This window comes from Pseudomonas sp. CM27 (assembly GCF_013179515.1).
GTDB lineage: Bacteria > Pseudomonadota > Gammaproteobacteria > Pseudomonadales > Pseudomonadaceae > Aquipseudomonas.
Genome location: NZ_JABMCN010000020.1, coordinates 23681 through 34632, shown reverse-complemented (window position 1 = coordinate 34632; position 10952 = coordinate 23681). Strand labels below are relative to the sequence as shown.

Genomic DNA, 10952 nt, shown 5'->3' with positions numbered 1-10952 from the left:
GAACTCGATCGCTATCGCCGTGGGTGGTCGCCAGGCCGGCACGCTGTATGAGGGCGACCGTCGGTTCGACATGGTAGTGCGCCTGCCTGAGACCGTTCGCACCGACGTAGCGGGGATGTCCAGTTTGCTGATTCCGGTGCCTGCCAATGCGGCTCAGGGTGCCAACCAGATCGGTTTCATCCCGCTGTCGCAGGTCGCTAATCTGGACCTGCAACTGGGCCCGAACCAAATCAGCCGCGAGAACGGCAAGCGTCTGGTAATCGTCAGTGCCAACGTTCGAGGCCGTGACCTGGGATCCTTCGTTGAGGAGGCGACCGCTTCGCTGGATCAGAAGGTGCAAATCCCTGCGGGCTACTGGACGACTTGGGGTGGCCAGTTCGAGCAGCTGCAGTCGGCTGCCAAACGGCTGCAGATCGTTGTTCCAGTCGCCTTGCTGCTGGTCATGACCTTGTTGTTCCTGATGTTCAACAACCTGAAGGACGGCATGCTGGTCTTCACCGGTATTCCATTCGCACTCACCGGTGGTGTTGTGGCGTTGTGGTTGCGGGACATCCCACTGTCGATCTCGGCAGGTGTCGGCTTCATTGCACTGTCCGGCGTTGCAGTACTGAACGGCCTGGTGATGATTGCCTTCATCCGCGGGCTAAGGGAGGAAGGGCGAACGCTCAGGCAGGCAGTCGATGAAGGTGCATTAACCCGTCTGCGACCTGTTCTGATGACTGCCTTGGTAGCTTCCCTGGGCTTCATCCCGATGGCTTTGGCCACCGGTACCGGTGCAGAAGTTCAGCGGCCACTGGCGACTGTGGTGATTGGCGGGATCCTGTCCTCCACCGCATTGACCTTGTTGGTACTGCCTGCCCTGTATTACTGGGCACACCGCAAGGATGAAGACGGCGACGAGGCCGAAGTGGTTAGCTAACAGGCTCCGCTAAAGAGAAGCCCACAACACGTGTTGTGGGCTTTTTTGTTTAAAGTGAAGTAGATGCACTTACCTTTCAAAATTGTAAGTTTCTCGTCATGCCGGTGATGCCTATGCATTGCTAAGGTTACGCCCGAGAAGTTTTGAAATTGAGAGGGTTTTATGAAAAAGCTAATTATCGCTGCTGCACTTGTTGTTTTCTCGGTGGCTTCGCAGGCCAACACTTTTTCCGAGAGCAAGCAGCTGCAATACACCAAGGAGCACCAGACCGCAGTGGCCAAGTACGCGGAGAAAAATGGCAAGCCAATGCCAGAGATTCAGGATTACAAATATGGCATGAAGATAGACGTTGCTAAGTTCGTACGTCAGTCGCAGGACCCACGTACCTGCCAGGTCTACCCACGGTTGATGACCTTCGAGGACTCCCAGGGCACGCTCAAGACTGTTCGTTACTCGATGTATTCGCAATGCATCAACAACAAGTAGTAAACGATTTGAACAGAACAATTAGAGAATTCATAAATGCCAGGCAGTGCCTGGCATTTTTTATTACGCCCGATGCCCCATGGTTTTGACATGTTAACGCCTGGGCCGGGGCAAACCGTGCAATAGGTCTTAGCTAACCAACCGCGACGGCTCCCAACTGCAGAGGGCAATTGGAAGCCTTGACCCCAGAAGGGACGAGTTATGAAGAGTTTGCTTGAACGCCCTGATGACCAAGCTGGGCATGAAGGTCATAGCCATGAGCATGGCGGCATTTTTGGCATGAACACGGAGCTGATTTTCGCGCTGATCTGTGGTGCCCTCCTGGGTGCCGGAGCTCTCGCAGGACAACTTGACCTGATTGATCGACTGCCCCTGATTCTGTACGTGTCGGCCTATGTGTTCGGTGGATGGTTCACCACCAAGGAAGCGATCAGCAACATCCGCCAGAAACGCTTCGAGATCGATTCGCTGATGCTTCTCGCCGCAGCCGGTGCCGCGAGCATTGGCGCCTGGGCGGAGGGGGCTCTGCTGCTGTTCCTGTTCAGTCTGGGGCATTCCCTTGAAAGCTACGCGATGGGGCGGGCCAAGAAAGCGATTGAGGCACTGTCCAAGCTCGCACCAGCCACCGCGATCGTACGCAGAGCAAATGGCACGTTGGAAATGCCTGTGGAGCTGCTGGTTCCCGGTGACGTTGTCATCGTGCGCCCCAATGACCGCCTACCGGCCGATGGTTTTGTTGTAGTGGGCTCCTCAAGTATCAACCAGGCGCCAGTAACCGGTGAGAGCGTCCCCGTGGACAAGCAACCTGTCCCTGATGCCGAACTCGCACGCAGCAAGCCAGATGCAGTGGATGCAGCCTCGAAAGTCTTCGCCGGTACCATCAATGGCGAAACGCTCATCGAGGTTGAGGTAACACGGCGCTCTACGGAAAGTACCCTGGCGCGGGTCATCAAGATGGTCAGTGAAGCCGAAGTCAGGAAGTCACCGACCCAGCGATTCACGGACCGCTTCCAACGCATATTCGTCCCGTTGGTTTTGCTGCTGGTAGTCGGGCTGCTATTTGCCGGCATTTTCCTTGATGAGCCGTTCCGTGACTCGTTCTACCGGGCGATGGCCGTACTGGTTGCAGCCAGCCCCTGCGCGCTGGCGATCGCAACACCAAGCGCCATTCTATCTGGCATCGCCAGGGCAGCCCGAGGTGGCGTGCTGATCAAGGGCGGTGCACCGCTTGAAGAGCTCGGCTCCTTGAATGCCATGGCATTCGACAAGACCGGTACCCTGACCGAAGGGCGCCCACGCATCACCGATGTAATACCGGTAGGCGGCACGCAGATCGAGGATCTACTAAACGTCGCCATCGCTGTGGAGTCGATGAGCGACCATCCGCTGGCTGCGGCAATTGTGCGTGACGGTGAAGAGATGATTGGCACACGGCGCCGATTGCAAGCCAAGAACATGAGCAACATGATTGGCCGCGGCGTACGTGCCGAGCTTGATGGGCAGTTCGTCTGGATTGGCAAGGTCGAGATGTTCGGTACCAATGGTATTCCCGCACTGAGCAAGGCAGCCTTGGAGGCTGCGGAGCGTCTGCGTCAGTCGGGCCGCACAACCATGGTGGTACGTCGCGCTGACAAGGATCTGGGCGCTATCGGGCTATTGGACACACCCCGAGAGGGTGCCAAAGAGGCACTCCAGAAACTCAGAGAGATGGGCATCGACCGCATGGTCATGATTTCTGGGGACCACAACCGCGTTGCAGAGGCGGTAGCCAAACAAGTTGGCTTAGATGAGGCGTGGGGAGACCTAATGCCGGAAGACAAGGTCAAGGCCATCAAGAACCTGCGCCTCAGCGCCAGGGTGGCCATGGTGGGTGACGGCGTGAATGATGCCCCTGCCATGGCCAATTCGAGCGTTGGCATCGCAATGGGGGCTGCCGGATCTGATGTCGCCCTGGAAACGGCTGATATCGCGCTTATGGCTGACGACATCAGGCAACTCCCATTTGCGGTGGGGCTGAGCCGTCACACGCGATCGATCATCCGCCAGAACCTGTTCGTCAGCTTGGGGATTGTGGCCATCTTGGTTCCGTCTACCATCATGGGCTTGAGCATTGGTGCCGCCGTTGCGATCCATGAGGGCTCCACACTGCTGGTCGTCTTCAACGCCTTGCGGTTGTTGGCCTACCGCAGAAGCTCCTGATCCCTGAGCTTCAATCATGAAGCTAAGCAGGGAAATGACTTGAAGTAGAAGTACGGGTCGTGCGCGATCAGCGCACGACCCGTACTTTTCTCACTCGTCGATCCCGATGCGCTTGAGGCTTTCAAGGGCCTTCCCACACTCAGGTGAGCCGTGCCTTAAGCCGCAGGCCAACGCAGCTTTGAGACTCATGACACCGGCTACGAAACCGACTTGATTGCCGACCCCTTGTCCGTTCGCAAATCCCTGATCATACGCAATCTCCACAAGTGCATTGATCGCCGCCAGGGTGTCTTGTTTGTTGGTACTGTTCTGCATATCTACTCCGCGAGCATTCAGCTCATATCGCTCGGTTAGATGGCGGCGCCTTCAGGTTTGGGGTGAGCGAATCCCGCTCCCATAGCCAATCCCTAACGGGGGGCATAGCCCGCCACCGTAAGGAAAATCAGCTATTGAGAGCAGGTGACTCGTTTTGGTCACGCGTGCTGCTCGCCTCACCGCATTGGCACTGAGTGGGTACATCCGGATAGCCGCTGTGTTTCTCGACGAACAGCGTTTGGCAGGTGGTGCACCCATAAATCCGCGGCAGAGACTTCAGACCACCTGGCAGCACATCGCTCAAGGGCTCGTTATGCCAAGGAGCCCCGTCAAGGATCTTGGAGCGCAGGATGTTTCCCAGCCGCCAGGTGTTACTTTGTGCGCGCCAGAACCACATCGGCGCCGAAAGTGAATACTGGATGAAGGTCTCTTCCGGCTGTTTGGAGAGCATCGGAAATTTAGGGCGGGTCGATCCGGAATCGATGATAGTGAACCCCATGCCCATCTCAGCGCTCGGATGGGTCTGTTCACCGAAATAGCGGTCGTGACTCGCCGAAGCCGTAGCTTGATGATCAGTCGGCGGAAATACCCACAGATAGCACTCGCTTCGAGTCACCATTTCGACGAGCTGGCTCTGTCCCCGTATAGGGAAATCTGCAGCCAGTGCGAAGCGATCTTTCCACGTGATTTTCGGAGGCGGTGCCATACCCGCCGCAATGGCCAGCGTCGCCGTTTTCGGGACGAATCGATCGCCGAGCTCGTTCAGATCCAGATTCTTGCAAAGGGCTTTGAATGCCTTTTTACGAGTCTTCGAGGTGAAGGAGGGGTCGAGGAGCAGGCGAACCTGGTTCACGCCTATCCCTGCAGCTCGTAGTACTTCGATGACTTCTTCAGCCACGCCGACTGCTTGAAGATCGGTCAATCCCAAGCACTTTTTCGCCCGCTCAATCGTCTCGTAGAGGTTGTACTGCCTGTCGCTGTCACGGCATACCTGGATTGGCAGATTGTCTTGGGAGTCAACTTCTGGGGAGACGGAGCCAATGGCAGCGTGGAGCAACTGGTGAATGTGCTGGTGAGCGTACGGGCGACCGGAAGCCGAGAATGAGGCGTGCAGCTGAGCAGCGAGAGGTTGAAGCAGCTTTTTGGCAGACATGACTATCCCCTAATGAGCGACGTTGGGGTAGCTGCGCTTGTAGGGCCGTTAGACGCGAAGCTGGACGTCGAATCAGGTTCAATCATGAGTAGGAGTCAGGTTTGGTTTGCTTGCACGGCCACCATGCAAAACCCGACGCGGCAATCACACCAGATTCGCCGAGTTTTGGCAAGAGAGGTCATCAGGTGAGCGAGAGCAGGTAGGAGGAGGACGCTCCAAGCTCGATCACGTCAGAAACAGGGAAGCCGGAAGCACATTGAGCGCTTCCGGCTTTCTCACGTCAGACTGATGAGAGGGATCAGAAGACGTATTGCAGGCGGGTCACGATTGCATTGCCGCTGTCGTCGCCCACGGTGTTCTCGTTATTGTCAGTACGCACGTTGATGTAGTTGGCACTGAGTTTCACTGCCTCGTTGACATACCAGTTCACACCCACAGTGTGGCTCTTGGCCTTGCGCTCGTTCGATTGATCCGCTGCGGTGACCAGGTTGCCGTCTTCGACCTTGATATCGTCAAAGCGGTAGAAAACTTCCCAGGCCCCCAGTTCCTTGTTCTCTGGTTTGATAGTGTCGAACTTGGCACCGTCGAGCTTGTAGATACGCGGCTCGCCGGTCAGGGTGTAAGCCATCTGGGCGTAGTAACCAGAGGCCTTCATGTCGCTGTTGGCCTGGTCAGCTTTCAGCTTGCGGCGAAGGTATTCCGCTTGCACCGAGAACGGGCCGGTGGCCCAGGCACCTTCGAGACCCCAGACCGAATCGTCCTTCCACAGGCCATCTTGTGCGGCGGCACCGCCAAACAGCATGCGGTTGCCGTTGGTGCCGGCATCGCCGCCGCCATTGGTATCTACACCGCGAACGCCAAGACGCGAACGAATCCGGGTATCGACCGCACTGTTTTTGAGGTCGCGGTAAGCGTACTGAGCACCGACGTGCAGGACGTTGCCATCACTGTGCAGCGGTGCGAACACGGCACGTGCGTTGTAGCGCTTGGTGCTGTCGCCATCCGAGTTGTTGTTGGTTTCGCTGAAAACGCTACCGGAGACATAAGCCATGTCAGCGATGGTGCTGGTGGCTTGAACACCCATGCCGGCGTTGTCGTTGATCCAGTCCGCCAGGTCGTACGAGAGGTTCCGCTCCATGGCAGTGGTCCACTTCGAACTGGTGGCTTTCTCAAGACCGAAGTCGGTGTAGAAACGACCGAATCGCAGTTGGACGGGCTTGAAACCGGTGTAGGTCAGGCTGGCCTCGTCGAAGTAACCGTCGGAGTCGTTGCCCGTGTTGCGGGAAAGGTCGTAGTTGAGCTGATACTTCCAGTCGCGGTACAGAACGCCGCCGAGCTCAAGGTAGGCGCGACGGAAGTAGCCGGCGTCAGCGGTATCGCCATTCTTGGTGAAGACACCATCGAAACGGCCGTAGTCGGCCTGAACGCGACCGCCCAGTTTGAAACTGAATTCCTTGTCAGAAGTCGATACTTCAAGACCGCCCTTGGTCTTCAGAACGATGTCAGCTCCGTCAGTGGTTACTGTTCCGGAGAATGCTTGCGAGGAAAATGTGCCTATTATTGCGGCAGCCAACAGCTTTTCCCGCATGTTCGAAGAACGGATCATTGCTTGCCTCTCGTATGTTAAGTGCTTAGCTACCGACGTTGTATTTCGCCCTTCGTCGGCCTAAATTTATCTTGCAGATGGGAGCAGGCCACGGTTGTCACCTGCTGTAACAAGATGCCTTTGTTCTAAGCACTCTGACTAGATTGCAAGCGAATATGACAGTTGTGTTTCTGTAGTGTTAACAGGAGAGTTTGAAACCTAACAAAACTGTTACCGAACAAGCCAGTCCTTCTTATCAAAGAAGCTCTTCTTGATCAATCTACGGATTTCCAGAACGTGCGGGTTGCGGGCAAGCTTGGTTTTGATAACAAGATAGACATCTTTCTCCTCCAGATCGTCCAAAAAACCCGGCATCGGCAGAATATTCCTCTCCATCTTTCGACTATAGTCGGGCAGCACACCGATACACGCGCCTCCTACGACAAGGCCACGGGATAAGTTATAGTTCTTTACCCGAGTGGTACCGCCCTGATGCTCAGCCATTATCGATGCCCACTTTCGTGAGCCCGCCAAAATCTCTTCATCCCAAGGGATAACGAGCATGAAGTTGTGCAAATCCAGGCTCTGCACTGGAAGGGTGACGCTTCTTGAGTAGCGGCTGGAAATGAACAGCGAGTGCCCAATCCGGCCAAGCCGTTCAAACCTATACGTAGGATGGCGATCAAACGCGCCCTCATCATCTGGGCTCACGAAAGCGATACCCACATCGACTTCACACTCAGAGAGCATCTGCGTTGTGCACTCTGAATGGATTTCAAGCTGCATTTCGGCATGATCGCGCACGTAGGCGACTAGATCGCGGTTTACGATGTCGCTCAACACTGGCTCCGTGATCGCGATGGTAAGCCTGGGGACTTCCTTTTCACCGGACTTGCCAAGGCCGTCTGGGCCGAAGAGCTGGCACAGGTAATGGCTGACCCTCTCGCCAGTGCGGGTCAGGGCAAGCTTGTTGTGTTTGTATACAAACACGGGAGCACCAATGTGCTCTTCCAGTTTCTCCAAGCGTTTCCGAAGGCCTACCACTGGCACATTGAGCCCCCGGGCAGCCTGTTTGAAACTGGCACAACGTGCTGTTGCGAAAAACTCTACGGCCAGCTGATCATCAATTGGCAGATCATCCAATATGTCAGGACTGTAAGGAACAACGCTGCTTGTAAATGTTTCATTTTGTGTAACCATTGGGTCCCCCTTAATTCGGGGAATCTATCTCAATGCCACCCAGCATTTCCTTATCTTGTCAGCATTGTAATCCGCAGGTCATGCATGCGTTATCGGAAGGTTTTATTTCGAAAGCGTAATTTTCGAGCAATCTTGCTGATATTGTAGCGTGCTAGCCTAGCGCGCCAATTTCATTACTTGGCAGATCTAAATTTAGCCAATTACGCATTTACATTTGGTTCACTTTTTTTTCACCTTTGCCTCCATAGGCTTTGGGCATGGAAAATCAAACCCTACCTCTTACTACCTTACTGATTCGTTATCTGGGGATCGGCTTCATAGCAACGGGAATCCATTATGCGGTGTTCCTAGTGCTGGTTACGACAGAATTATCTACTCCATTGCTAGCCAGTATCTGTGGAGGCATGGTTGGCGCTATCGCAAGCTTTATTGGAAATAGGGCGCTCTGCTTTGTGTCAGATGGCTCTCGTAAGTTTCAGCCTGTCAGGTTTGCACTGGTCGCGTTAGCCACAAACTTCGGCAATGGCGTGGGTATGTGGTTCCTCATCAAGTCGAATCTGTCACCGCTCATCTCCCAACTTGTAGTGACCTTAAGCCTCACTGCACTTGGATTCATTGCACATCGTTTTTGGACATTCAATCATGCAGACATTACATCGCTTTCCCGAGCGCCCTGATCCCTTGTTAACCATCGTCGTCCCTTGCTTCCAGGAAGAGGAAACCATCCCCGAGTTCCACCAGCGGATCACCCGCGTCGTGAAGCGCTTACCCGTCTCCTGCGAAATCCTCTATATCGACGATGGCAGTAACGACCGAACGGCCGACATTCTTCGCCACTATCAGGATGGGTCATCTGTACGTTGTCTGTCCCTGAGTCGCAACTTCGGCAAAGAGGCTGCACTCAGCGCCGGGATAGACCATGCCCGTGGCAGTGCGCTGATCTTCATCGATGTCGACCTGCAGGACCCACCAGAGCTCATCTCGGCCATGGTGGACCACTGGCAACGCGGTTACGACGTGGTGAACATGCAACGCAACCTGAGAGTCGGTGATTCGTGGTTTAAGCGCATGAGTGCCCGGGCTTACTACTGGGTCATGCAGCGCCTGGTGGAGAAGGTGGACATGCCGGCCGATGTCAGCGATTTCCGATTGATTGGGCCTGCGCCGCTGGCAGCACTGCGGGCGCTGGACGAACGCTCCAGGATTCTCAAAGGCATGATCGGCTGGGTAGGCTTCCGTACCATCGAGCTGCCCTACAATCGCACCGTTCGCCATGCCGGCAGCACCAAGTGGAATGCAGCTGGCCTGTTCAATCTGGCCATCGAAAGCATCGTCAGCTTCTCTCGCAAACCGCTGCGCATTTTCAGCCTCATCAGTTTCGGTCTTTTCGTCTCCAGCATCTGCTACATGCTTGCGTCGCTTGTGGCAGGAAGTTTCGACATCCATCACCTGATCGTCGGAATGGCTTCATTCATGTGCGTCGGTGTCGCCATGGTGGGGGAGTACCTGGGCGTGACACTCGCGGAAGTGAAGCGCCGGCCTCTCTATTTCCTGAAGCACAGCAGCAAGGCGGATCCCGTGTCACTCCACCCTTCGATGGCCTCGATCGAGGGTAAGAAATGCTGAGCCTGAAAAACGAGCGGACGCTGTGGTGGATCCTGGGTTCGATTTTGCTCTTGCGTTTGGTGGGGCTGGGCATCTATCCACTGATGGACACATCGGAGGCTCGCTACGCTGAAATGGCTCGCAAGATGGTCGAGTTGAATGACTGGATCACGCCCATGTTCGACTACGGGGTACCGTTCTGGGGCAAGCCACCGTTGTCCTTCTGGACCCAGGCCGCAAGCATGACGGTCTTCGGCGTTAACGAGTTCGCTGCGCGTTTCCCGGCGTGGCTGCTGCACCTGGCAAGCTGTTTCATCATCATCAAACTCGGCACGCAGCAGATTTCCCGTAACGCCGGCATCTGGGCCGCCATTATCTTTTCCAGCACCACCCTTGGCCTAGTCTCCAGCGGTGTCGTGCTGACCGACCCTGTTTTGTCGTTCTCGATTCTGCTGGCCAGCTACGGTTTCTGGCGTTGGATGAAGTGCGCCAGCAAGGCGGATGCCTACCTGATGTTCGCAGGTCTCGGGCTGGGCTTGCTTGCCAAAGGCCCTCTGACCCTAGTGCTTATGGGGGCGCCGGCATTCGCCTGGTTCGTTATCTACAAGGAATGGGGACGGGTACTGAGGCTTCCCTGGATCAGCGGCCTTGTACTCATGTTCGGTATATCCGTGCCTTGGTATGTCGCGGCCGAGATGAAAACGCCCGGCTTCATGGAGTACTTCTTCGTTGGTGAGCACTGGAGCCGCTACGTCGTCAGTAACTGGGCGGGCGACCTATACGGCAGTGCTCATGCCAAGCCATATGGCACCATCTGGATCCAGCTCGGACTGTCGCTACTGCCGTGGGCCTTTTTCTTACCATTACTGATCCGCAAGCGTGAATCAATGCAGCGCTTCGAGGCTTACCTCTGGCTGTGGGCCTTGGCGACACCGGTCTTCTTCACATTTGCAGGCAACATTCTGTGGACCTACCTGCTACCTGCGCTGCCAGCCTGGGCATTGCTGCTATCCGGACGGATCAGCGATGTTGGCCCGAAGACTACATGGGCTGCCGCGGCGAGTGCATTGGTGTTACCAATCATCGGTGCGGGCATCATCTACGCCGGGGTACTTGAGGAGCGACCTCAGAATCAGCGAGATGTGGTTCAAGCCTGGCTCAATGTGCAGTCTGCTCATTCCGCTCCCCTGATCTATCCTGGCCGCCGCTCATACTCGTCGGAGTTTTACAGCAGCGGAAAGTCCGAGAACATCAAGGATCCTGCCAAGTGGCCGCAGGATGGCTCGTTCTATCTGTCCAGGCGCTTGCGAGACAGCAAGGATGGTCTGCCCGCTGATCTAGCATGTACAGCGATCACCGAAGCGAACGCCAGCCAGCTCATGCTGTGCCATTGGAAACGTACCGTACAAGGTGCCGAGGGTCTGGCTGGAGAAAGCAATGCGGAAACGCCTCGCAAGAACGAAGGCTAAATTCCAAGCACAAAAAAGCCA

10 protein-coding genes are annotated in these 10952 nt (G+C 55.7%); 6 read left to right on the top strand and 4 right to left on the bottom strand.

What is annotated here, in order from left to right:
* From HP547_RS04525 to HP547_RS04515, 3 genes are all read left to right on the top strand, one after another.
* Positions 1-919 (top strand): efflux RND transporter permease subunit (locus HP547_RS04525; RefSeq protein WP_172285612.1); only part of this gene is annotated, 919 nt, incomplete at its 5' end.
* 162 nt (positions 920-1081) lie between these two features.
* Positions 1082-1405, top strand: coding sequence for a DUF2790 domain-containing protein (locus HP547_RS04520; protein ID WP_003253432.1), 324 nt, complete (start codon positions 1082-1084; stop codon positions 1403-1405).
* Between the two features lie 201 nt (positions 1406-1606).
* Positions 1607-3604, top strand: a complete 1998-nt coding sequence (locus HP547_RS04515) for a heavy metal translocating P-type ATPase (protein WP_009682002.1) — start codon at positions 1607-1609, stop codon at positions 3602-3604.
* A gap of 90 nt (positions 3605-3694) precedes the next feature.
* On the opposite strand, the gene HP547_RS04510 is transcribed toward HP547_RS04515, so the two are convergent.
* The 4 genes from HP547_RS04510 to HP547_RS04495 form a co-directional block, all read right to left on the bottom strand.
* A complete protein-coding gene (locus HP547_RS04510; RefSeq protein WP_003253436.1) occupies positions 3695-3919 on the bottom strand; it encodes a hypothetical protein in 225 nt (74 codons plus the stop codon).
* 127 nt (positions 3920-4046) lie between these two features.
* Positions 4047-5072 carry a hypothetical protein gene (locus HP547_RS04505; protein ID WP_003253439.1) on the bottom strand — a complete coding sequence of 342 codons (1026 nt, stop codon included), beginning with the start codon at positions 5070-5072 and terminating at the stop codon, positions 4047-4049.
* A gap of 298 nt (positions 5073-5370) precedes the next feature.
* Positions 5371-6678, bottom strand: coding sequence for an OprO/OprP family phosphate-selective porin (locus tag HP547_RS04500; RefSeq protein WP_003253440.1), 1308 nt, complete (start codon positions 6676-6678; stop codon positions 5371-5373).
* 210 nt (positions 6679-6888) lie between these two features.
* Entirely contained in the window at positions 6889-7857 is a 969-nt protein-coding gene (locus HP547_RS04495) for a LysR family transcriptional regulator (RefSeq protein ID WP_003253442.1), read from the bottom strand.
* A 257-nt stretch (positions 7858-8114) separates the two neighbouring features.
* On the opposite strand from HP547_RS04495, the gene HP547_RS04490 reads away from it, so the two are divergent.
* Genes HP547_RS04490 through HP547_RS04480 form a run of 3 tightly spaced genes read left to right on the top strand, consistent with a single transcriptional unit; the run spans position 8115 to position 10931 of the window.
* A complete protein-coding gene (locus HP547_RS04490; protein WP_003253444.1) occupies positions 8115-8534 on the top strand; it encodes a GtrA family protein in 420 nt (139 codons plus the stop codon).
* Positions 8500-9483 (top strand): glycosyltransferase family 2 protein, encoded by a 984-nt coding sequence (locus HP547_RS04485; protein WP_003253446.1) that lies wholly within the window; start codon positions 8500-8502, stop codon positions 9481-9483. The genes HP547_RS04490 and HP547_RS04485 overlap by 35 nt, the downstream gene beginning before the upstream one ends.
* On the top strand, positions 9477-10931 hold the full coding sequence (locus HP547_RS04480) for a glycosyltransferase family 39 protein (protein ID WP_003253448.1): 1455 nt from the start codon (positions 9477-9479) through the stop codon (positions 10929-10931). The genes HP547_RS04485 and HP547_RS04480 overlap by 7 nt, the downstream gene beginning before the upstream one ends.
* Positions 10932-10952: the final 21 nt, after the last annotated feature.

Coding starts and splice junctions, on each gene's coding strand:
- HP547_RS04510 (WP_003253436.1), bottom strand. CDS start 3,919: ATGCAGAACAGTACCAACAAACAAGACACCCTGGCGGCGATCAATGCA.
- HP547_RS04500 (WP_003253440.1), bottom strand. CDS start 6,678: ATGATCCGTTCTTCGAACATGCGGGAAAAGCTGTTGGCTGCCGCAATA.
- HP547_RS04495 (WP_003253442.1), bottom strand. CDS start 7,857: ATGGTTACACAAAATGAAACATTTACAAGCAGCGTTGTTCCTTACAGT.
- HP547_RS04515 (WP_009682002.1), top strand. CDS start 1,607: ATGAAGAGTTTGCTTGAACGCCCTGATGACCAAGCTGGGCATGAAGGT.
- HP547_RS04485 (WP_003253446.1), top strand. CDS start 8,500: ATGCAGACATTACATCGCTTTCCCGAGCGCCCTGATCCCTTGTTAACC.
- HP547_RS04520 (WP_003253432.1), top strand. CDS start 1,082: ATGAAAAAGCTAATTATCGCTGCTGCACTTGTTGTTTTCTCGGTGGCT.
- HP547_RS04480 (WP_003253448.1), top strand. CDS start 9,477: ATGCTGAGCCTGAAAAACGAGCGGACGCTGTGGTGGATCCTGGGTTCG.
- HP547_RS04505 (WP_003253439.1), bottom strand. CDS start 5,072: ATGTCTGCCAAAAAGCTGCTTCAACCTCTCGCTGCTCAGCTGCACGCC.
- HP547_RS04490 (WP_003253444.1), top strand. CDS start 8,115: ATGGAAAATCAAACCCTACCTCTTACTACCTTACTGATTCGTTATCTG.